We start from the raw sequence: 22118 nt of genomic DNA on the forward strand, positions 1-22118 counted from the left end.
TCTTCACCCCATTCACACAGGCGCTCGACCAGTTGGTCCTTGCTGACCAGACGCCCGGCACGCTGTAGCAATACTTCGAGCAAGCCCAGTTCACGGGCCGACAACTCCACCATGGCGCCATCGATGGTGGCGACGCGGCCACTTTGGTCATACACCAGCGGCCCGTGTTTGATGGTGCTGCTGGCTGCCCCCATGCCGCGGCGGCTCAATGCGCGTACCCGGGCTTCAAGTTCCTGCAGGCTGAAAGGTTTGGCCATGTAGTCGTCGGCCCCGAAGTCCAGACCCTTGACGCGCTCTTCCACGCTGTCAGCGGCGGTGAGGATCAGCACCGGCAGGGAGGAGCCCCGGGCCCGTAGCTTTTTCAGCACCTCCAGTCCATGCATCTTGGGCAGCCCCAGGTCCAGGATCAGCAGGTCAAACTCGGTGTTGGTCATCAACGCGGCGTCGGCCTCGGTGCCGCTGGCCACATGATCCACTGCAGCGCCCGAACTGCGCAGGGTGCGCAGCAGCCCGTCGGCCAGGACCTGATCATCCTCGGCTATCAAAATTCGCATGGCAGTCTCCTCAGATTGGCCTGGGTGGCCGGTTGGGGTTGCGGTTGCCTGGATGGCATTTGTTTCAGATCATTTTAGGCCGCGTAGGCCTCCAGCCCGATGGCGATCACGGTGGCCACCTCTGCGCCAATGGCGGCGCGCAACTCCGCCTCGGCCTGGGTCACGGCTTCTTCAAAGGCTTGCAGCCACGCCCGGCCGGTGGCAGTGAACACCACCCGGCGCGCCCGGGCATCGTGAGGATCGCTCTGGCGCTGCACCAGCCCCCAGGCCTCGCATTGGTCCACCAGCTTGCCCATGGCCTGTTTGCTGATGCTGGCGCGTTGGGCCAGTTCGGTCAGGCGCGAACCGTCCAGCGCCAAATGTCGGGTGATGTGGATGTGTGACGCCGTGAGGTGGCCACGTGCAGCCAGATGGCTCAAAGCCAATGGCACTCGGTCATTGGTCGCCATCAGTGCCAGCACGCGGGCATCAAAACGCTGGAGCGCCTGTGTCAGCCAGTGGCCCAGATGGGCCTGGCGCCAGCCGGTATCCGGTGTGTTGTTGATCATGGTTAAATAGTAAATCAAATTGACTAAAAAATCTGTTCATCCATTGCAAGTCTGGCATAAACTACTGTTCAAGCATCCAGCCTGTTGTTAAAACCAGAGGGTGCGACAAAGCCACAGTGACGCAATTTCAGGAGAGAACCATGGATGCACCCGTAAAAGCCCCGACCCCCGTCAATGCCGAAAAAGCCAAAGCTTTGCAAGCGGCATTGGCCCAGATCGAAAAACAGTTTGGCAAAGGCACCATCATGCGCCTGGGTGAGGGCGAGGTGATCGAAGACATCCAGGTGGTGTCCACCGGCTCGCTCGGGCTGGACATTGCGTTGGGCGTGGGCGGCCTGCCGCGTGGCCGCGTGGTGGAGATCTACGGCCCGGAATCCTCTGGTAAAACCACGCTGACGCTGCAGGTGATTGCCGAAATGCAAAAAACCGGCGGCCAATGCGCGTTTGTCGATGCCGAGCACGCGCTGGACATCCAGTACGCGCAAAACCTCGGGGTCAACCTGCAAGACCTGCTGATCAGCCAGCCCGACACCGGTGAGCAGGCGCTGGAAATTGTCGACAGCCTGGTGCGCTCTGGCGCGGTTGACCTGATCGTGGTGGACTCGGTGGCGGCACTGACTCCCAAGGCGGAACTCGAAGGTGAAATGGGCGACAGCCTGCCCGGCCTGCAAGCCCGTCTGATGAGCCAGGCGCTGCGCAAGCTCACCGCCCACATCAAGAAAACCAACTGCATGGTGATCTTCATCAACCAGATCCGCATGAAGATTGGTGTGATGTTTGGCAGCCCCGAGACCACCACCGGTGGCAATGCGCTGAAGTTTTACGCCTCGGTACGGCTGGACATCCGCCGCACCGGCACCATCAAGAAAGGCGAGGAGTCGATTGGCAATGAGACCAAGGTCAAGGTGGTGAAAAACAAGGTGTCGCCCCCGTTCAAGACGGCCGAGTTCGACATCATGTTCGGCCAGGGCATCAGCCGCGAAGGCGAAATCATCGACATGGGCGTGAATGCCAACATCCTGGACAAGTCCGGTGCCTGGTATGCCTACAACGGTGAAAAAATCGGCCAGGGCCGCGACAACGCCCGCGAATTCCTGAAAGAAAACCCCGATTTGGCCCGCGAGATCGAAAACAAGGTGCGGGCTTCGTTGGGCATTCCCTTGCTGGCCACCACCGAGGATGCCGCGACGGTGACTAAATCGTCAGGCAAAAAAGGGGCCTAGCCCGGATAAATGAATGATTGGAAGCTATTAAATTTATAGCAATCATTCGTTTCACCACCAACGTTGGTTGTTGACGGAAAGTGTCCCCTCCTCATGGCTTTTGACACCCCCTCCCTCAAAGGCCGGGCCTTGCGCCTGCTCAGCAGCCGCGAACATTCGAGGCTGGAGCTGGAGCGCAAGCTGCGATCATTTGAAGAAGAGCCAGGCAGTCTGGCCCGGGCGCTGGACGAGCTTCAGGCCAAGGGGTTCATCAGTGAGCAGCGGGTACTCGAGTCGGTGGTGAACCGGCGGGCCGGCAGACTGGGGGCGCAACGCATCCAGCAGGAGTTGCAGGCCAAGGGGCTGAACCCCGAGACGGTAGCCGTCGCCGTGGCTGACCTGCGGGCCACCGAGCTGGCGCGTGCGCACGAAGTCTGGTGCAAAAAGTTTGGTACAGCGGTCACTGAGCCCAGGGAACGCGCCCGCCAGGTGCGTTTTCTGGCGTCGCGCGGTTTCAGCGGCGACGTGATCCGGCGTGTGGTGGCGGGAGTCGCCGACGAGCTGGATGCTGACGGCCTTTGACGCAGGCTAACGGTCGTCAAGAGTCGCCGCAGGGCTCATACACCCAGCATCAGTTTCAAGTTTTGTACGGCGGCGCCGCTGGCGCCTTTGCCAAGGTTGTCCAGTCGCGCCACCAGCACGGCGTGCTGGAAACCATCTCCGGCGTTGCGGTTGCCAAACACGCGCAGTTCCATGCCGTCGCTGCCAGCCAATGCCACGGCATCGAGTTTGTTGTCGGGAGTGGCTTCGCGCACAGTGACCCAGTCGCTGCCGGCGTAGTGTTGCGCCAGTGCAGCCTGCAGATCGGCCACGGTAGGCCGGCCGGGCAACATGTCCAGGTGCAGGGGAACTTGCACCAGCATGCCCTGCTTGAAATCGCCGACCGCGGGCACAAACAGCGGGCGGCGGGTGAGGCCGGTATGGGTCATGATCTCGGGGATATGTTTGTGCTTGAGTCCCAGGCCATACAGTTCAAAGGCTGGGGCCTGGCCCTGTTCATAGGCTTCGATCATGGTCCGTCCGCCGCCTGAGTAGCCGCTCACCGAAGGCAGGCACAAGGGGAAATCCCGTGGGATCAGTCCCGCGTCGACCAATGGGCGGATCAGGGCGATGGCGCCAGTGGCGTAACAGCCGGGGTTGGCCACCCGCCGGGCGCTCTGGATGGCTTCACGCTGTCCCGGTGCCAGTTCGGCAAAACCGTAAATCCAACCGGGGGCAGTGCGGTGGGCGGTGGAGGCATCGATCACTTTGGGGCCATTTTGGCCATTAGCCCGCGTCAAATCATCGATGATTGCTACTGATTCAATAGCTGACTCATCATGCAGACAAAGGACCACCAGATCGACCTGGGCCATCAGCGCACGTTTGGCGCTGGCATTTTTGCGTTGTTCCGGCGCAATGCTGACCACCTCGATGCCGGCAACGGTTTGCAGGCGCTCACGAATTTGCAAACCGGTGGTGCCGGCTTCGCCGTCGATGAATATTTTTTGCATGGTGAATTGGCTTTTAAAAAATTGGCCCTGCTGTAAGGCTCGGTCAAGATTGATGCGGTGCACCATGATACAGTCCCGGATTGCATCCGCACGGGGCCGCTGAACCAGCCTGCCTGGACACAGAGACCATCCAACTATCCATTCCTGAGAGAGAGCTCATGAAGATTCACGAGTACCAAGGCAAGGACATCTTGCGTCAATTTGGTGTGCCAGTGCCGCGTGGCATTGCTGCATTCACCGTTCAAGAGGCGGTCGAAGCCGCCCAAAAACTGGGTGGCCCGGTCTGGGTTGTCAAGGCCCAGATCCATGCAGGGGGACGCGGCAAGGGCGGCGGCGTGAAAGTGGCCAAGACCATTGAGGATGTCAAACGCCTGGCCGGTGAAATTCTGGGCATGCAGCTCAAGACCCACCAAACCGGCCCCGAAGGCCAGAAGGTGCGTCGCCTCTATATTGAAGACGGTGCCGACATTCAGAAAGAGTACTACGTGTCGGTGGTGACGGACCGCGCCACCCAGAAAGTGGCCTTTATCGCCTCCAGCGAAGGTGGCATGGACATCGAGGAAGTGGCCCATTCGTCCCCTGAAAAAATCGTCACTGAGTTCATTGATCCGCTGACCGGTCTGGGTGAAGAACAAGCCCGCAAGATCGCCAACGGCATCGGCCTGCCTGCCGAGTCGACCGCCCAGGCCGTCGACATCTTCCAGAAGCTGTTCAAGTGCTACATGGACACCGATGCGTCATTGGTAGAAATCAACCCGCTCAACCGCGACAGCAAGAACAACCTGATTGCGCTGGACGCCAAATTCAACTTTGATGCCAACGCGCTGTTCCGCCACCCTGAAATCGTGGCCTTCCGCGATCTGGACGAAGAAGATCCGGCTGAAGTTGAAGCTTCCAAATTTGATCTGGCCTACATCAGCCTGGACGGCAACATTGGCTGCCTGGTCAACGGTGCCGGTTTGGCCATGGCCACCATGGACACCATCAAGCTGTTTGGCGCTGAACCTGCCAACTTCCTGGATGTGGGCGGCGGGGCTACTCCCGAGAAGGTCACTGAAGCCTTCAAGATCATGCTCAAGAACGACAAGGTCAAGGCCATTTTGGTCAACATCTTTGGCGGCATCATGAAGTGCGACACCATTGCCACCGGGGTCATCACTGCCTGCAAGGCGGTGAACCTGTCGGTGCCGCTGGTGGTGCGCATGAAGGGCACCAACGAAGAGCTGGGCAAGAAAATGCTCGCCGAATCCGGTTTACCGATCATCAGCGCCGACACCATGGCCGAAGCGGCTCAAAAAGTGGTTGCTGCGGTCAACGCGGCTGCATAAGGAGAAGTCATGTCCATCCTCATCAACAAAGACACCAAGGTCATCACTCAGGGCATCACCGGTAAAACGGGTCAGTTCCATACCGAAAAGTGCCAGGAATACGCCAATGGCAAAAACTGCTTCGTCGCGGGTGTGAACCCCAAGAAGGCGGGCGAAAAGATTTTTGACATTCCGATCTACGCCTCGGTCAAGGAAGCCGCTTCTGAAACCGGTGCCACGGTCAGCGTGATCTATGTGCCACCGGCAGGCGCTGCCGCCGCCATCTGGGAAGCCGTTGAAGCCGACCTGGATTTGGCCATCTGCATCACCGAAGGCATCCCGGTGCGTGACATGCTGGAAGTGCGCAACAAGATGAAGGCCAAGGAAGCCGCAGGCGGCAAGAAAACCTTGTTGCTCGGGCCCAATTGCCCCGGCCTGATCACCCCCGATGAAATCAAGATCGGCATCATGCCCGGTCACATTCACCGCAAGGGCCGCATTGGTGTGGTCAGCCGCTCCGGCACGCTGACTTACGAAGCGGTGGCGCAATTGACCGAAATCGGTCTGGGCCAGTCCAGTGCGGTTGGTATTGGTGGCGACCCCATCAATGGCTTGAAGCACATTGATGTGATGCGCATGTTCAATGAGGACCCTGATACCGATGCTGTCATCATGATCGGCGAAATCGGCGGCCCCGATGAAGCTGAAGCTGCCCGCTGGTGCAAGCTCAACATGAAAAAACCGATTGTTGGCTTTATCGCTGGGGTGACCGCCCCCGCCGGCAAGCGCATGGGCCATGCTGGCGCCTTGATCTCTGGCGGTGCTGACACGGCTGAAGCCAAATTAGCAGTGATGGAAGAGTGCGGCTTCAAGGTCACGCGCAATCCGTCGGAAATGGCCAAACTGCTCAAAGCCATGCTGTAATCACAGCTTGTCGTTCCTCGTTGTGCTGGCGCAGCGGGTCCTGAAAAGCCGGATGTTCTGCGGGACAATCCGGCTTTGTTGTTGATGGCGCTTGTGTGGGTGAAGGTTCAGCGTGGAAGATTTTTTGACAACTCATTTTTGGTTGGCAGTGGGTCAGATTGTTCTGATCGACATCCTGCTGGGCGGCGACAACGCCGTGGTCATCGCCCTGGCCTGTCGCCAGTTGCCGGCGGGGCAACGCCTCAAAGGCATTGTGTGGGGGACGGCTGGGGCGATTGTGCTGCGCATCGTTCTTATTGCTTTTGCGCTGACCCTGTTGCAGGTGCCGTATTTGAAACTGATGGGAGGGGCTCTGCTGCTTTGGATTGGCATCAAATTGCTGGTGCCACATGAAGAGGCTCATGCCACTCTGGAGTCCAGTGACCGGCTCTGGACTGCCGTCAAGACGGTGATATTGGCTGATCTTGTCATGAGTCTGGACAATGTAATCGCCATCGCCGGTGCTGCCACGGGCGCGGGTGAACAGCACCAAATGCCGTTGGTGATATTCGGGCTGATGGTCAGTATTCCGTTGATCGTTGGTGGCAGTCAGATGGTTTTGAAGCTGATGGATCGATTCCCCTTGATTGTCAGTTTGGGTGGCATGTTGCTGGGCTGGATCGCTTTGACCATGGCGCATGGTGATCCGGCGGTGCGGGACTGGCTGCCGCAGACATCGGTATGGCACTACGGCCTGGGACTGTTGGGCGCCTTGTTTGTGCTGTTGTTGGGGACTTCGCTGAAACGACGCAGTCAAGGTTATCCTTTCTAAGTGCCGTTTCGCGATTTTGCTGGCAGAGGCGTTCACAATCACATCATGCACTACAGTTTTCATGCCTTGACGGATACCGGCTTGGTACGCACCAACAACGAGGATTCGCTGACGTTTGACCAGGCCAATGGGATTGCCGTCTTGGCTGATGGGATGGGTGGTTACAACGCAGGAGAAGTGGCCAGTGGCATGGCGACTGCTTTTGTCAAGTCAGAACTGGCGCGTTGGTGCGCTGCACAGACGCAACAGGTTGGCATTGAACACATTGCACAAGCCATGGAGCGCTGTGTCAATCAGGTCAATGTCGAGATTTTGAATGCTGCAGTCTCTAATCAGCAATACGCCGGCATGGGAACCACGCTGGTGGTGGCTGTTTTCCGGGCCGCGCATCTGGTGCTGGGGCATATTGGTGACTCCCGTTGTTATCGTTGGCGCAAGGGGCAATTGGCCCAGTTGACCAAGGACCACTCCATGTTGCAGGAACAGGTGGATGCGGGCCTGCTGACTTCCGAACAGGCGGCTGTGGCGCCGGGGAGAAATTTGTTGACACGTGCCTTGGGTGTTGAAGACGTGGTGCAGATCGACATCCAGGCCGATCTGGTTGAGGATGGTGACCTGTATCTGTTGTGCTCCGATGGCCTCACAGATATGCTCAGTGATGCCGAGATGGCACAAATCCTGTCTAGTGGGGCGTCAATGCCACAAACCGCGCAGGGGCTGGTTGCCCGGGCCAATGCTTGCGGCGGAAGGGATAACATTGCCGTTTTGCTGGTTCAGGCTGCGGTGGCACCTGAAAGGCCAGGACTGATGTCCAGGTGGTTTGGCAAACGCAAAGCCCCTGAGGGGTCTCATGGTGCTCAAGCTTGAATTTTGTACGAGGAAGAGGAGGAGGTCATGCCAAAAATTGCGGTTCTGATTGATGGTGTCGTCATCAAGGAAGTCGAACTGACCAAGGCGCGCACCACCTTGGGCAGGCGTCCTTATAACGATGTTGTCATTGAAAATCTGGCCGTGAGCGGAGAGCATGCCGTGCTCAGTATGGTGGATGGTCAAGTGTATGTGGAGGATCTGGGCAGCACCAACGGCACTTTTGTGAATGGCAAAGCGGTCAAAAAACAGCTTTTGGCCCATGGCGATGTCCTTGAGGTCGGTAAATTCAAGATCAAATATGAAAGTCATCCTCCTGGTGATGACTTTGAGAAAACCATGGTGATCAAGACCCGGCCCGCTGTGGCTGCGCCGAGTGCGCCATTGGCTGAGGTCCGAGGGGCGATCAAGGTGCTCTCCGGTGCGGCAGCCGGTCGGGAAATGCCCCTGGTCAAGGTGGTGACCACCATTGGGAAGCCGGGCGTGGCCGTGGCTGCCATCACCCGCCGCCAGCACCATTTTGTGGTTCATCAGGTGGAGGGCGCCGACGCTCCCACCCTGAATGGTCAGCCGGTGGGTTCCACGCCTGCTGTTTTACAAAATGGAGACCAGATCGTGTTGGCCGGGACACGCATGCAGTTTCTGCAACTTTGATTCTGGTCGCAGTGGCAAGTTGATGTGATGAGTTGACGGACATCTCATGCGCTTCCTGAGGCAACATTGGCAGCGCATCGGACTTTCGCTGGTGCCATTGTTATTGGCCGTGTTGCATGGCATTCAGGTCTTGCCAGTCGGGGTTTTCCAGCGGCTGGAGGCCATTGTTTACGATGCGCGAATGCGTGCTTCTCTGTCCGATACGCTGGATCAGCGTATCGTGATCGTGGACATTGATGAAAAGAGCCTGACAGAGTTGGGACGCTGGCCCTGGGGCCGGCACAAGATGGCGGATTTGGTGGACACGCTGTTTGATCGCTATCAGATTGCTTTGCTGGGTTTGGACGTGGTTTTTGCCGAGCCGGATGACAGTTCCGGCCTGAAGCAGTTGGGTTTGCTGGCGCAACAGGCATTGCGCCACGATACCGAATTTATCCGTCAACTCGACAAAATCTCCCCCTTGCTCGACCATGACGGCCGTTTTGCTGATGCGCTGCGAGACCGACCGATCGTCCTGGGGTACTACTTCACCAGTGATCGCCTGGGTCATGCCAGTGGTGTTTTGCCGGCGCCAGTACTGACCGCCCAAACGCTTGCCGGTCGGCAGCTGGCAGCCACGGATTGGGACGGTTACGGTGCCAACATCCGGCGGTTGGCGCAAGCAGCCCCGCAGGCTGGCTTTTTTAATTCCATTACCGAGGCTGACGGCGTTGTTCGTGCGTTGCCTCTGCTTGCCAGACATGGCGAGAATTATTACGAGTCGTTGTCGCTGGCGATGTTCAGACGGCTTCTTGGTGGCGCTAGTGTGCTGCCCGGGCCTGATCCGGCGACGAGCTCTGGCAGTTGGAAAAGCATCGTGATCCAGCATCAAGACCAGACATTCAGTATTCCGGTTGATGAACGTACTGCTGTGAATGTGGTTTTTAGCGGCCGTGGCGGCGCCAGCGGGGGGACGTTTCGGTACATCTCCGCCAGCGACGTATTGGCAGGGCGTCTGCCTGTGGACCAACTCAAAGGCAAGCTGGTGCTGCTGGGAACCACGGCGCCCGGCAGCGGGGATGTGCGTCCCACTCCGGTGGGCGCGGTCTACCCGGGCATCGAGGTGCAGGCCAATGCGTTGGCCAATTTGCTCGACCGGCGGTTCTTGATCCAACCCCATCATCGTGTGACGTATGAGCTGGCTTTGTTGCTGTTGCTGGGGATGACCTTGATGCTGACCCTGCCGACCTTGCGTGCACCTACGGCGATGGCAGTCAGCCTGATGGTGATGTTGGCATTGCTTGGATTCAACCAATGGTTGTACCAGGCACACCAGATGCTGATGCCTCTGGTGCCCAGCCTCTTTCTGGTGTTGGCGATTGCCTTTTTGAATATCGGCTATGGTTATCTGGTGGCCAGTCGTTCCAGGCGGGAACTTGTTCAACTGTTTGGCACCTATGTGCCGCCGGAACTGGTTCTGGAAATGGTGAAAGACCCGGATCACTACACGATGCGGGCAAAGAGTGACGAGCTCACGGTGATGTTTTGCGACATGCGCGGTTTTACCCGGATGTCCGAGCAACTGTCGCCACAACAACTGCAACAATTGCTCAACAGTGTGTTCAACGAGCTCACCCGTCTGATTGGCTCCCATCGGGGGACGGTGGACAAGTACATGGGAGACTGCGTCATGGCGTTCTGGGGGGCTCCAGTAGAGTCGCCGGCGCACGCCCAACTGGCGGTTAAAGCAGCGTTGCAAATGGCGTGGGTACTGGAGCGCATCAATCAGGGACAGTTGCCTGGGGTCACTCTTCCTGAAGACCTGACCATCAGTGTCGGGATTGGCATCAATACCGGGCAGATGTATGTGGGCGACATGGGCTCGGACATTCGCCGTAGCTACACCGTGATTGGTGACGCCGTCAATCTGGCTTCACGGCTGGAAGGCTTGTCCAAGGTCTATGGGGTCAGCATCGTGGCCGGCGAAACCACTCGACAGTTGGCGGGCGACTTTGTCTGGCAGGAGTTGGACCGCGTTCGTGTCAAGGGCAAGGCACAAGCCATTACCATCTATACCCCCTTGGCCCTTGAGTTGACGACTGAATTGGCTCAAGAGCTGGCGTTGTGGCAGCAGTTTTTGAACGGTTACCGTGCCCAAGATGGCACACGTGCCGAAACACTTATTGCTGAATTGATGATCATGGCTCCTGACAAGCCACTCTACCCGCTGTATGCTGACCGGATCAAATCAAGGCGCGAACAAGCAGCGGACCCCGACTGGGATGGCACAACCAACTTTGAGAGCAAGTAAGCATGACCACGGGTATCAAACTACATGGCACGTCGCACGGGGGTATGACCTTCGAGGCATTGTTTTACAAACAATTGCAGCATGTCACAGCCCGTATTCACGAAACCGACAACATCGAGCAAATCATGCTGGAGGCCAGCCAGGACATCTGCAAGCTGTTCAACGCGGATCGGCTGACCTTGTATGTGGTGAACGAAGACCATTCCGCCATCATCTCCAAAATCAAGACGGGTCTCAACAGCAGTCGTGACCTCAAGTTACCCATCACGCCGCAGAGTATTGCCGGGTATGTGGCGATGAGCCACATGCTGGTGAATCTGCCCGATGTGTATGACGATGAGGCGTTGCGGAAAATCCACCCCTCGCTCACCTTTTTGAAGGAGGTGGACAAGCGCTCCGGTTACCGTACCCGACAGATGATGGTCGCCCCCATTCTGGATGGCAAGACACTCTATGGTGTTTTACAGGTCATCAACAACAAGAACAACGAACCATTTGGTGAGCTGGAGGTGGAAGGGGTCTCGCAGCTGTGCAAAACGCTGGCGACGGCGATTCGGCATCGTATTCATGAGGCCGAGGAAAGCGTCAGCCGGATGGTCACCAAGTATGACGGGCTGGTGTCGGATGGTGTCATGACCGCCGCGGAGTTGCAGCACTGTCTGCAGGAAGCACGCACGCAGGGGCAAACGGTGGAGCACGTGCTGCGGTCACACTACCAGGTCCGTCCAGCCCAGATCGGCCCTTCGTTGGCCAAGTTTTTTGGGGTGCCCTATGAACCCTTGATAGAGGGGCGGATCCGCTCAGAAGCGCTGCACGGCGCCTTGAAGCGGGAATTTCTGGAAGAGCAGGGCTGGATCCCGTTGGAGGAATCCCCTGCCGGGCTGGTCATCATGTGCCTGGACCCTGAAGCGGTCCGCAGCTCCCGAATTGTGCAGCAGGTTTTTCCACGAATCAGCAAGTTTGCCTACCGGGTGACCACGCAGGCGGAGTTTCATGACACCCTGGGGCAAATTTTTGGTGCGGAGGCGACTGGCGGCAGCATTGATGAAATGCTGGCCGACATGGACAGTTCGCCGATGGATGATGGCAGCAATGACGATTCCCTGGAGTCAGCCGCGGCTGACAACGAGCTTGTCAAATTTGTCAACAAGGTGATCCTCGATGCTTACCACCAAGGTGCTTCGGACATCCATATTGAGCCGATGCCAGGCAAGCTAAAAACCGGGATCCGATTTCGCGTCGACGGCTCGCTGCAACCCTACATCGAAGTACCGGCCCACTTTCGCCAAGCGATGGTGACGCGTCTGAAAATCATGTGTGACCTTGACATCTCCGAACGCCGCAAGCCGCAGGACGGCAAGATTAAATTCAAGAAATATGGTCCGGTAGACATTGAGTTGCGGGTGGCGACCATCCCGTCTGCCGGGGGCGTTGAAGACGTGGTCATGCGGATCCTGCAGGCAGGTGAGCCGATCCCGATGGACAAGCTGGGCTTGACCGCACACAACATGGCCCGGGTGCTTCAGACCATCGAAAAACCTTATGGTCTGTTTTACGTGTGTGGTCCTACCGGCTCAGGCAAGACCACCACCCTGCATTCGATCCTGAAGCACCTGAACACACCTGACACCAAGATCTGGACCGCGGAAGACCCGGTCGAAATCACCCAGAAAGGCTTACGCCAGGTTCAGATCAACAAGAAAGCCGGCATTGATTTTGCGCTGGTGATGCGCGCCTTTTTGCGGGCTGACCCCGACATCATCATGGTCGGTGAGTCGCGGGATCACGAAACGGTGGCCATGGGGGTGGAGGCGTCGTTGACCGGGCACCTGGTCTTCTCTACCCTGCATACCAACTCGGCACCCGAATCCATTACCCGTTTGCTGGATATGGGCATGGACCCTTTCAATTTTGCCGATGCCCTGCTGGGCATCCTGGCCCAGCGTCTGGCCAAAAAGCTCTGCGTCTGCAAGGAAGCCTATGTGCCCGATGATGAAGAACTGCGTTTGTTTGCTGTGGAATATGCGGAAGAACTACGCCATTCCGCAGCATGGACGTCGGATTACGCGGGTGAATTGGCCAAACTGATGGCGGGCTGGAAGCAGCAATATGCCGAAAATGGGCAACTCAAGTTTTACCGGCACAAGGGGTGTGACAAATGCAACCAAACCGGCTACAAGGGGCGCGTGGGTCTGCACGAATTGCTGATTGCCGATGATGGCATCAAACGATTGATCCAGGAGCGTGCCCGCGTCGCCGACATTTTTGCTGCCGCGGTCGAAGGGGGCATGCGCACCCTGAAAATGGACGGCATGGAAAAAGTCATGATGGGTCTGACCGATTTGAAAATGGTCAGATCTGTCTGCATCAAATAGGGTGAATAGAGTGACCCGCCGTAGAGCGGGCACTGTGCCGCGGCGGTGATCAAAGGTTGCCGGCAAACAGGCGGCGCATGACCCGGTCCCTGAAGCTGTGAGCCTCTGTCAGGCCAAGCCTTTCCAGATAGGCTGGCGGTGCTTCTTTGCCTTCCCACAGGCTCTTGATGGTCATGTTCAGCAATTCCGCTGGATGCTGGCTGGCGTGTTTCATCTTTTTCATGGCCCGCACCATGTGTAATTCGTCGTCGGTCAGATCGGTCCCAAACGGGAAATCGGGCAGCAGTCCAGCCTGTGCCCAGGGTTTCAGTTTGGCCGCCAGCACGTTGGGCAGATTGTGCCGATAACATTCGGGCACCTCGTAATCGGCCTCCAGTTTGCCGTGTGCCTTGGCCTGTTTGACCAGTGCAGGTTGAAAGCGTGAGTCCGCCACGGCAATCAGCCGCTTGACCACTTCGCCATCAGATTGACCACGCAGCTCGGCAATGCCGTACTCGGTGATCACCACGTCACGCAGATGCCTGGGGATGGTGACATGGCCGTAGTTCCAGACGATGCTGCTTTTGAGGCCATCTTTGTTGTCGTGAGTGGCGCGCAGCATCATGATCAGTCTGGCATCGGCAAGTGCGTGAGACATGGCCACGAAGTTGTACTGTCCACCCACGCCGCTGACGACCTGGCCAGACTCCAGTGCATCACTGGCGGCGGCGCCCAGCAGCGTCACCACCATGGTGGTGTTCATGAAGCGAGCCTTGCGCCGCTGCGCACGCTTGAGTGCATCATTGCCGTAAAGCTGGTTGATGAAGTCAATTCGCGTCATGTCAATCTTGGCCAATTCTTGTGGCGGCATGGTGCGCAGGCGTTCATAAAAATCCCGTGGCCCCAGAAAAAATCCGCCGGTCATGAAGATACCGTGGGCCAATCGTGTCCCGAGCATATGGCTGCTGACACATTCAAAGCAGCTTGCATCGGACAAATCGCTGCCACAGCACTTGTCTTCAAACGTCAGATGGCGGCCATCAAAGGTCACTTCTGGCCGCAAAATGCCGAAGCGCTGCAGGAAGGTGACATCGGCCTGTGTGAGTGGCGAGTGAATTCGTCCTGCATCCAGCAAGGCCTGCAAGGTTTCGGGCGTCACACTTTCACCACTGATGTGTCCACTGTTGAGCAGTTGTTGCAGGACGGCGTCGTCAAACACCTCGCGGCGAATGATGCCGGCCTCGATCAGCCGCAGGAAGGCGTTGACAAACATCTCCGAGCAACCGTAGAGCCCACTGTCAAAGCGACCCAGCTCACGTCCCGCCAGACCTTCAGGGCACAGGGACTCGAGAATGTGCCGGTACTCTGCGCTGTGGCGGTCACGAACAATCAGTGACTGCCCGATGGCGTCACCTAGCGAACCGATGCCAATTTGCAGGGTGCCCCCATCGGCCACCAGGCTGGAGGCATGCAGACCAATGGCGTAGTCGATGGCGCTGACCTTGTTGTTGGGTGGGGAAAAGATGTCATGCGTACCAGCCGGGTCTGTGACCACGATGTCGAAAAAGTCCGGGCTGACTTCTGCCCCATTGGGCATGAAAGGCATTTTGCGATTGATGACACCAATCATCATGGCAGGCTGTCCGGCGCAACGCACACGTTCAATCACCTCTTCGGTGATGTCGGGGTTGCTGGAGAGACTCAGGCGCAAATTGTCCTCGTTGCCTTTGACTCCCACAGCCTGCGCCACCACATTGATACCCTGCACGGCCATGTCACGAGCCGCAAAGGTGTAGTTGGTGGAGATGTAGCCCCGCTGTGCTGGCGCGTTGCCCAGGTAGTCACCGGTTTTCATGAAAAATTCCTGCACCTCGATATTGGGTGGCAGGTGCCCGGCCCGGACATCCTTCACGTAGTCCATGTCCACATAGTCGCCAAAAACGCGTTCTACTAGGGGCTGGAGAAAATTCCTTTCCAGGGGGCTGTGTCCGACGGGCTTTTCCAGCGACAAGGCGGTGATGATGCGCAGTTTGCGCGCTGGATTGGCCTTGATACGCCGGTAAAGCGTGTTGACCAGCGGATTGGGTTTGCCCACACCCAGTGGAATGCCCAGGACAAGTGTTCCGGGAATGGTTTCAAGAATGTGGTCTACACAAGCGTCGATGGAATCAATGATCAGCGGCTTCTTCATTCGCTAACTTCCCTTGCCTTTGTCCATGGCAAATACAAGAACTGCAGACCTTGAATTCTCCCCCGTTCATCCGCAATTGGGAAGCTGGCCAGTCCAGTCTGGACTACCCACACTAAACTCTGTTCCAACCTAACCCGATGAATTGATGTCAACCATGACGAGCCAGCACAGCTGCTATTTGTGTTCCCAGCGACGCGTCCTGCTCCAGGGAGCCGCCCTGTGGCTTACCTTGCCTGGCGCCGGCGTGCTGGTGGCTGGTGCGCGCGAAGGTGTTGATGTGGGTGGTAATTCGGTGTTTACCAAATTGGTGCCTGCCGAGACGATTGAAAAGTCCGCGGCGCAGCAATATGGGCAGATGCTGCAGCAGGCGGCTGCCAAAAATGCACTGGGAGGCAAGGACCATCCTCAAGTCCGACGCCTGCGCGCCATCGCGCAAAAAATCATTCCGCATGCTTTGGGCTGGAACCCTAGGGCTGCCAACTGGCGATGGGAGGTGAATCTGCTGGGCAGCAAGCAGATCAATGCGTTTTGTATGCCCGGCGGCAAGATTGCGTTTTACAACGGCATTCTGGAGCAGCTCAGACTCACTGATGATGAAGTCGCGACTGTGATGGGGCACGAGGTGGCCCACGCCCTGCGTGAACACGCGCGTGAGCGCATGGGTAAAAACGCCGCCACCGGCATCGGGGCGAGTTTGCTCAGTCAGGCCTTGGGCCTGGGGCAGGTGGGTCAAACCGTCACCAACTACGGTGCCCAGCTGTTGACCTTGCAGTTCAGCCGCAGTGATGAATCAGAAGCTGACCTGGTGGGTATGGAACTGGCCGCACGTGCTGGCTATGATCCGCGCGCCGGTGTTTCGTTGTGGCAAAAAATGGCCGCAGCCAGCAAGGGCGCGCCGCCCCAATGGTTGTCGACGCACCCGTCTGGCACCACGCGTATTGCCGACATTCAGGCCAACCTGCCCAAGGTCATGCCCCTGTACACACGCGTTCCGTCGCGTTAAGACACCTTACGCGTCGGCTCTGAGTGACAACGCCAGGTCATACAGCGCGTTGCGGGATTCACCAGTGATCTCGGCCGCCAGCTTGACGGCGGTCTTGAGTGGCAGCTCAGCCAACAGCAACTTGAGTACACGCGGCTCTGGCGCCGCGCCAGCCAGCGCTGCCACCGGGTGCAGCACCAGTACAAACTCACCCCGGGTACGGTTGGTATCCTGTTTCAGCCAGTGCGGAAAATCAGCGGCGCTGATGGTGCTGATTTCCTCAAATTGTTTGGTCAGTTCCCGTCCGACGGTCAGCTGGCGCTGGCCCAGCACGGCCAACGCCGACGCCATCGCTTCGATGCGGTGTGGCGCTTCCAGCAAGACGATCGCGCGTGTTTCGCTGGCCAGGGCGTGTACCGTCGCGCTGCGTTCGGTGGCCTTGGTGGGCAAAAAGCCGGCAAAAACAAAGGCACCATGCTGTTGTGCCTCGGCGGCCATGCCGGCCACACTCAGCAGGGTGGTCACACTGCTGGCGCCAGGCAGCGGGACCACCGGCCGGCCGGCCTGCCGGACGCCGGCTACCAGGCGCGTGCCCGGGTCGCTGATGGCGGGGGTGCCGGCGTCACTGACGTAGGCCACGCGCTGTCCCTGGTGCAGGCGCTCCAGCACGGCCTGCACCGCCTGGACCTCGTTATGCTGGTGCACGGCCAGCAGCTGCGCTGTGGTCTTGTCAATGCCATAGGCCCGCAACAGGGCCTGGGTGTGGCGTGTGTCCTCACAAGCCACCACATCGGCAAGCTGCAGCACGTGCAAGGCACGCAGCGTGATGTCTGCCAGGTTGCCGATCGGCGTGGCCACCACATACAGTGCAGCAGGCGGATAATTCTGGCTGGCTGCGGCCTCATGGGCGGCCCGCAGAGCGGTTGAAAAACTGGCGGCAAGACTGGGAGCGTGGGGTGTCATCTATGGGTTTTCTTCCAACAAAAAGGCAGCCTCGGCCGCGTACCACCAAGCAGTCCGGTGACGCCGGTGAAGCGCTGGCGCTGCAACATTTGCAGCATGCCGGTCTGAAGCTGCTTGAGCGCAATTATCGAACGCCAGGGCGTGGCGGTGGTGAGATTGATCTGATCATGCGCGCGCCGGATGGCACCTGTGTGTTTATCGAAGTCCGCCAGCGCCAGTCGGCCAGCCATGGTGGCGCTGCCGCCAGTGTGGGTGGCGTCAAGCAGCGGCGCATCGTGTTTGCCGCACGCCACTATCTGATGCGGCTGGCGACGATGCCACCCTGTCGTTTTGATGTGGTGGCCGTGGAGGCTGGCGCTATAGAGTGGTTGCCGGGCGCTTTTGACGCCGGCTAGTCTAGCCACCTGCGTGGCTGCCGTACCGGTAACTCTTTGTGAAAAGTGCCTACCCAGAAACCCCCAGGCGTTTCGGCCTGGACTGGCACGGGTATCATCGCGCCCATGCTTGAGCAACGTATCCAACAACACTTTATTGACAGCGCTGACCTGAAATACCAGGCGGCACCTCTTTTGAGCAAGCCGATTGCCGATGCGGTGCAGGCTGTGCTGACTTGCGTCACGGGTGGTGGCAAAGTGCTGGCTTGCGGCAATGGCGGTTCGGCCGGCGATGCCCAGCATTTTGCTGCCGAATTTGTCGGGCGTTATGAGCGTGAGCGGCCGGGCCTGGCGGCCATTGCCCTGACGACCGACAGCTCCATCCTCACCGCGATTGGCAATGACTACGATTTCAGCGCGGTTTTCGCCCGCCAGGTGCGGGCGCTTGGGCAGGCCGGGGACGTGCTGGTGGCCATTTCCACCAGTGGCAATTCCGCCAATGTGCTGGCGGCCATTGAGGCAGCCCACGAGCGCGACATGATTGTGATCGGTCTGAGTGGTCGTGGTGGCGGCAAGATGACCCGCGCGCTGCGCGACACGGATGTGCATATCTGTGTGCCGCATGAACGCACCGCACGGGTCCAGGAGGTTCACATTCTCGCCCTGCATTGCCTGTGTGACGCTGTCGACGACTTGTTACTCGGAGATCCTGAAAGCCCCTTATGAAACACATGACCCAACGATTCCTGATCTCGCTGACTCTGGTGACCTGCCTGGGTGGCGCCCTGACGGCCTGTGCACCGGTGGTGCTGGGCGGGGCCGTGGTGGGTGGCCTGGTTGCGACTGACCGCCGAACGTCGGGCGCCCAGCTGGAGGACGAAGGTATTGAGCTGCGTTCAGCCAGCCGCATTCGCGACAACCTGGGTGATCGCGGGCATGTCAACGTCAACAGCTACAACCGGCGGGTGTTACTGACGGGTGAAGTCCCCAGTTTGCAGGACAAACAACTGGTGGAGCAGATCGTTTCGCGGGTGGACAACGTCCAGGCCGTGATCAACGAGCTGGCGGTGCTGGGCAACGCCACGCTGACACAGCGTTCCTCCGATTCGCTGGTGACCGGCAAGGTCAAGGCCGGCCTGGTGGATGCCAAGGACCTCTATGCCAATGCCTTCAAGGTGGTTACCGAGCGCGGTATCACCTATCTGATGGGCCGCGTGACCCAGCGCGAAGCTGATCGTGCGACCGACATCACCCGCAGCACCGGCGGGGTGCAAAAAGTGGTGCGGGTGTTTGAATACATCAGTGAAGACGAACTGCGCAACCTGTTGCCGCAGCCCGCGCCCGAGTCCAAACAGACCAAACCCTGAGCGCGCCTGAATGGACAGCGGCGTGGCTCAGCGCAGCCGCTTGATCAGGCTGGAGGTGTCCCAGCGGCGACCGCCCATCTGTTGCACATCGGCGTAAAACTGGTCAATCAATGCGGTGGCCGGCAGGCGGGCACCATTGCGCTTGGCTTCATCCAGCACCAGCCCCAGGTCCTTGCGCATCCAGTCCACGGCAAAGCCAAAGTCGAATTTGTCCGCCACCATGGTTTTGCCACGGTTGTCCATCTGCCAGCTTTGTGCTGCGCCCTTGCCAATCACATCGAGCACCAGATTCATGTCGAGACCGGCCTTCTCGCCAAAGGCAATGGCTTCGGCCAGCCCCTGCACCAGTCCGGCGATGCAGATCTGATTCACCATCTTGGCCAGCTGTCCGGCGCCGCTGCGGCCCAGGTAGGTCACGGCTTTGGAAAACGCCATGGCCACGGGCTGCGCCGCATCAAACGCGGCTTGGTCGCCGCCGCACATGACTGTGAGGACACCGTTTTGCGCCCCGGCCTGCCCGCCGGACACGGGGGCATCCACAAAACTCAGTCCAAGCGTCTGGGCCGTGGCATACAGTTCGCGCGCCACATTGGCCGAAGCCGTGGTGTGATCCACAAACACGGCGCCGGCCCGCATGCCGGCAAAGGCGCCGTCGGGCCCCAGGGTGACACTGCGCAGGTCGTCATCGTTGCCTACGCAGCAAAACACCAGCGTTGCCCCCTGCACGGCCTCGCGTGGGGTTGGCGCCTGACGCAGCGCCCCTTTGGCATCGCTGCCGTATTCGGCGCACCAGGCCGTGGCCTTGGCCGCAGTCCGGTTGTAGACCGTGACCTGATGACCGGCCCGCGCCAGATGGCCCGCCATGGGGTAACCCATCACCCCCAGGCCCAGAAAGGCGACGTGTTGGGCTGGGGTGGGATCGTAAGTCTTGTTGCTCATGCGCTTTGTTCTCTGGATGGGTTAGACAATGGTGAGATTTTCAGTGCCGGCGGCCAGATCCTGGCGTTTGCCCCGTTCACTGTTGAGTTTGATCTGCAGCCGCAAATCATTGACCGAGTCGGCGTTGCGCAAGGCATCTTCGTACGTGATCAGACTGGCCTCATAGGCGTCAAACAGCGCTTGGTCAAAGGTTTGCATGCCCAGATTGCGGCTTTTCTTCATGACTTCCTTGATCTCCGCGACTTCCCCCTTGAAGATCAGATCGGAGATCAAGGGTGAATTGATCATGATCTCTACCGCTGCGACCCGTCCCTTGCCGTCCTGCCGCGGGATCAGCCGCTGCGACACCATGGCCTTGAGATTGAGCGACAGGTCCATCAGCAGCTGGTCCCGGCGTTCTTCGGGGAAGAAGTTGATGATCCGGTCCAGCGCCTGGTTAGCACTGTTGGCGTGCAGTGTGGCTAGGCACAGGTGGCCGGTTTCGGCAAACGCCACGGCAAGTTCCATGGTTTCGCGGTCACGGACTTCACCCATCAGGATCACGTCGGGCGCCTGGCGCAAGGTGTTTTTCAGGGCCGCGCCCCAGCTGTCGGTGTCGATGCCGACTTCACGCTGCGTGACCACGCAGTTTTTGTGCGCGTGGACGAACTCGATCGGGTCCTCAATGGTGATGATGTGGCCAAACGTCATTTCGTTGCGCCAGTCCACCAGGGCCGCCAGTGTGGTTGATTTGCCTGACCCGGTGGCCCCCACGATGATGCACAAGCCACGCTTGGCCGTGACGATGTCCTTGAGTACCGGCGGCAGCTTCAACCCGTCAATGGTGGGCAAGGCACTCGGAATGGTCCGCAGCACCATGCCAACCTTGCCTTGCTGCATGAACGTGTTGACCCGAAAGCGTCCCAGGCCGGGCGGGGCAATGGCAAAGTTGCACTCCTTGGTGCGTTCGAACTCGGCCACTTGTTTGTCGCTCATGATCGAGCGTGCCAGTGCAATCGTGTGAGCACTGTTGAGCGGCTGCGGCGACACCTTGGTGACTTTGCCGTCAACTTTGATGGCCGGTGGAAAGTCGGCGGTGATGAACAGGTCGCTGCCGCCGCGGCCAATCAGCAGTTTGAGCAGGTCGGTGATGAATGAGGTGGCTTGATCGCGTTCCATGGCGTTTATCCGGGAAAGTTCTCGGGAATCTTGGCCTTGGAGCGTGCTTCGGCCGGGCTGATGATGTTGCGCCGCACCAGGTCGGTCAGGTTCTGGTCCAGGGTCTGCATGCCCACGCTGTTGCCGGTCTGGATGCTGGAATACATCTGCGCCACCTTGGCCTCGCGGATCAGGTTGCGGATGGCGCTGGTGCCCAGCATGATCTCGTGGGCGGCGACGCGGCCCTGGCCGTCCTTGGTCTTGCACAGGGTTTGCGAGATGACGGCCTGCAACGACTCCGACAGCATGGCGCGCACCATCTCCTTTTCATCAGCCGGGAACACGTCAATGATCCGGTCAATCGTCTTGGCGGCGCTGGAGGTGTGCAGCGTGCCAAACACCAGGTGGCCGGTTTCGGCGGCGGTCATGGCCAGGCGAATGGTTTCCAGGTCGCGCATTTCGCCCACCAGGATGGCGTCCGGGTCTTCACGCAGGGCCGAACGCAAGGCGGCGGCAAAGGTCTGGGTGTGTGGCCCGACCTCGCGCTGGTTGACCAGGCACTTCTTGGAGTCGTGAACAAACTCAATCGGGTCCTCCACCGTCAGGATGTGGCCATATTCGGTCTCGTTGAGGTAGTTCACCATGGCCGCCAGGGTGGTCGATTTACCCGAGCCAGTGGGGCCGGTCACCAGCACCAGGCCACGTGGCTTGAGCGCCAGCTCGGCAAAAATCTTCGGGCAGTTGAGCTGTTCCAGCGTCAAAATCTTGCTCGGAATGGTCCGAAACACCGCGCCTGCGCCGCGATGCTGGTTGAAGGCGTTGACCCGAAAGCGTGCCAGTCCGTCGATCTCAAACGAAAAGTCAATCTCCAGAAACTCTTCAAAATGCTTGCGCTGCGCGTCGTTCATGATGTCATACACCATGGCATGGACCTGCTTGTGGTCCAGCGCTTCGACGTTGATGCGCCGCACGTCGCCGTGGACCCGGATCATCGGCGGCAAGCCGGCCGACAGATGCAAGTCGGATGCCTTGTTTTTCACGCTGAAGGCCAGCAACTGGGTGATGTCCACTCAAACTCCAATGTTTGTTTGTTACGCTCGC

Annotated in this window: 21 protein-coding genes; 13 read left to right on the plus strand and 8 right to left on the minus strand. The window is 58.9% G+C overall.

The genetic code is table 11. From position 1 onward, the window contains the following. Positions 1–554, minus strand: a 554-nt coding sequence (locus tag PHW99_RS10600; protein ID WP_300176806.1) for a response regulator transcription factor, incomplete at its 3' end; no start/stop codon positions are given. A 74-nt stretch (positions 555–628) separates the two neighbouring features. Further along, the gene (locus PHW99_RS10605) at positions 629–1102 is read right to left on the minus strand and encodes a MarR family transcriptional regulator (RefSeq protein ID WP_300176809.1); all 474 of its coding nucleotides are present in this window, start codon (positions 1100–1102) and stop codon (positions 629–631) included. Positions 1103–1242: 140 nt separating this feature from the next. On the opposite strand from PHW99_RS10605, the gene recA reads away from it, so the two are divergent. Continuing rightward, a complete protein-coding gene (gene recA / locus PHW99_RS10610) occupies positions 1243–2325 on the plus strand; it encodes a recombinase RecA (protein ID WP_300176812.1) in 1083 nt (360 codons plus the stop codon). Between the two features lie 93 nt (positions 2326–2418). Further along, positions 2419–2886, plus strand: a complete 468-nt coding sequence (recX, locus tag PHW99_RS10615) for a recombination regulator RecX (protein ID WP_300176816.1) — start codon at positions 2419–2421, stop codon at positions 2884–2886. A gap of 35 nt (positions 2887–2921) precedes the next feature. Here the strand turns inward: recX and argC are convergent, their stop codons facing one another. Continuing rightward, on the minus strand, positions 2922–3857 hold the full coding sequence (gene argC / locus PHW99_RS10620; RefSeq protein ID WP_300176819.1) for an N-acetyl-gamma-glutamyl-phosphate reductase: 936 nt from the start codon (positions 3855–3857) through the stop codon (positions 2922–2924). 158 nt (positions 3858–4015) lie between these two features. On the opposite strand from argC, the gene sucC reads away from it, so the two are divergent. From sucC to PHW99_RS10655, 7 genes are all read left to right on the plus strand, one after another. Next, entirely contained in the window at positions 4016–5185 is a 1170-nt protein-coding gene (gene sucC, locus PHW99_RS10625; RefSeq protein WP_300176822.1) for an ADP-forming succinate--CoA ligase subunit beta, read from the plus strand. A 9-nt stretch (positions 5186–5194) separates the two neighbouring features. Next, positions 5195–6088: a succinate--CoA ligase subunit alpha gene (gene sucD / locus PHW99_RS10630; protein ID WP_300176825.1), complete on the plus strand. Its 894-nt coding sequence runs from the start codon at positions 5195–5197 to the stop codon at positions 6086–6088. Positions 6089–6200: 112 nt separating this feature from the next. Then, positions 6201–6899, plus strand: coding sequence for a TerC family protein (locus PHW99_RS10635; RefSeq protein WP_300176828.1), 699 nt, complete (start codon positions 6201–6203; stop codon positions 6897–6899). A gap of 45 nt (positions 6900–6944) precedes the next feature. Then, complete coding sequence (locus PHW99_RS10640; protein WP_300176830.1) at positions 6945–7766, plus strand: Stp1/IreP family PP2C-type Ser/Thr phosphatase; 822 nt, start codon at positions 6945–6947, stop codon at positions 7764–7766. A 27-nt stretch (positions 7767–7793) separates the two neighbouring features. Further along, positions 7794–8420: an FHA domain-containing protein gene (locus PHW99_RS10645; protein ID WP_300176833.1), complete on the plus strand. Its 627-nt coding sequence runs from the start codon at positions 7794–7796 to the stop codon at positions 8418–8420. Positions 8421–8466: 46 nt separating this feature from the next. Then, the gene (locus PHW99_RS10650) at positions 8467–10710 is read left to right on the plus strand and encodes an adenylate/guanylate cyclase domain-containing protein (RefSeq protein ID WP_300176836.1); all 2244 of its coding nucleotides are present in this window, start codon (positions 8467–8469) and stop codon (positions 10708–10710) included. A gap of 2 nt (positions 10711–10712) precedes the next feature. After that, complete coding sequence (locus PHW99_RS10655) at positions 10713–13085, plus strand: GspE/PulE family protein (protein ID WP_300176839.1); 2373 nt, start codon at positions 10713–10715, stop codon at positions 13083–13085. A gap of 49 nt (positions 13086–13134) precedes the next feature. Here PHW99_RS10655 and PHW99_RS10660 read toward each other — a convergent pair whose 3' ends face one another. Further along, positions 13135–15255, minus strand: a complete 2121-nt coding sequence (locus PHW99_RS10660; protein WP_300176842.1) for an acetyl-CoA hydrolase/transferase C-terminal domain-containing protein — start codon at positions 15253–15255, stop codon at positions 13135–13137. Between the two features lie 154 nt (positions 15256–15409). On the opposite strand from PHW99_RS10660, the gene PHW99_RS10665 reads away from it, so the two are divergent. Next, positions 15410–16258, plus strand: a complete 849-nt coding sequence (locus PHW99_RS10665) for a M48 family metallopeptidase (protein ID WP_300176845.1) — start codon at positions 15410–15412, stop codon at positions 16256–16258. A gap of 6 nt (positions 16259–16264) precedes the next feature. On the opposite strand, the gene rsmI is transcribed toward PHW99_RS10665, so the two are convergent. After that, positions 16265–17200: a 16S rRNA (cytidine(1402)-2'-O)-methyltransferase gene (gene rsmI, locus PHW99_RS10670; protein ID WP_300176848.1), complete on the minus strand. Its 936-nt coding sequence runs from the start codon at positions 17198–17200 to the stop codon at positions 16265–16267. Between the two features lie 2 nt (positions 17201–17202). On the opposite strand from rsmI, the gene PHW99_RS10675 reads away from it, so the two are divergent. The 3 genes from PHW99_RS10675 (at position 17203) to PHW99_RS10685 (ending at position 18941) form a co-directional block, all read left to right on the plus strand. Beyond that, positions 17203–17595: a YraN family protein gene (locus tag PHW99_RS10675; RefSeq protein ID WP_300176851.1), complete on the plus strand. Its 393-nt coding sequence runs from the start codon at positions 17203–17205 to the stop codon at positions 17593–17595. Between the two features lie 105 nt (positions 17596–17700). After that, positions 17701–18300 carry a phosphoheptose isomerase gene (locus tag PHW99_RS10680; protein WP_300176854.1) on the plus strand — a complete coding sequence of 200 codons (600 nt, stop codon included), beginning with the start codon at positions 17701–17703 and terminating at the stop codon, positions 18298–18300. Between the two features lie 5 nt (positions 18301–18305). Beyond that, positions 18306–18941 carry a BON domain-containing protein gene (locus PHW99_RS10685; protein WP_300176857.1) on the plus strand — a complete coding sequence of 212 codons (636 nt, stop codon included), beginning with the start codon at positions 18306–18308 and terminating at the stop codon, positions 18939–18941. 27 nt (positions 18942–18968) lie between these two features. Here PHW99_RS10685 and PHW99_RS10690 read toward each other — a convergent pair whose 3' ends face one another. The 3 genes from PHW99_RS10690 to PHW99_RS10700 are packed head-to-tail and all read right to left on the minus strand — an operon-like array spanning position 18969 to position 22087. Next, positions 18969–19880 carry an NAD(P)-dependent oxidoreductase gene (locus PHW99_RS10690; protein WP_300176860.1) on the minus strand — a complete coding sequence of 304 codons (912 nt, stop codon included), beginning with the start codon at positions 19878–19880 and terminating at the stop codon, positions 18969–18971. A gap of 21 nt (positions 19881–19901) precedes the next feature. Beyond that, positions 19902–21038 (minus strand): PilT/PilU family type 4a pilus ATPase, encoded by a 1137-nt coding sequence (locus PHW99_RS10695; RefSeq protein ID WP_300176863.1) that lies wholly within the window; start codon positions 21036–21038, stop codon positions 19902–19904. A gap of 5 nt (positions 21039–21043) precedes the next feature. Further along, a complete protein-coding gene (locus PHW99_RS10700; RefSeq protein WP_300176865.1) occupies positions 21044–22087 on the minus strand; it encodes a type IV pilus twitching motility protein PilT in 1044 nt (347 codons plus the stop codon). Positions 22088–22118: the final 31 nt, after the last annotated feature.

The sequence above is a fragment of the Rhodoferax sp. genome, from assembly GCF_028689305.1.
In the GTDB taxonomy this organism is placed as follows: domain Bacteria; phylum Pseudomonadota; class Gammaproteobacteria; order Burkholderiales; family Burkholderiaceae_C; genus Rhodoferax.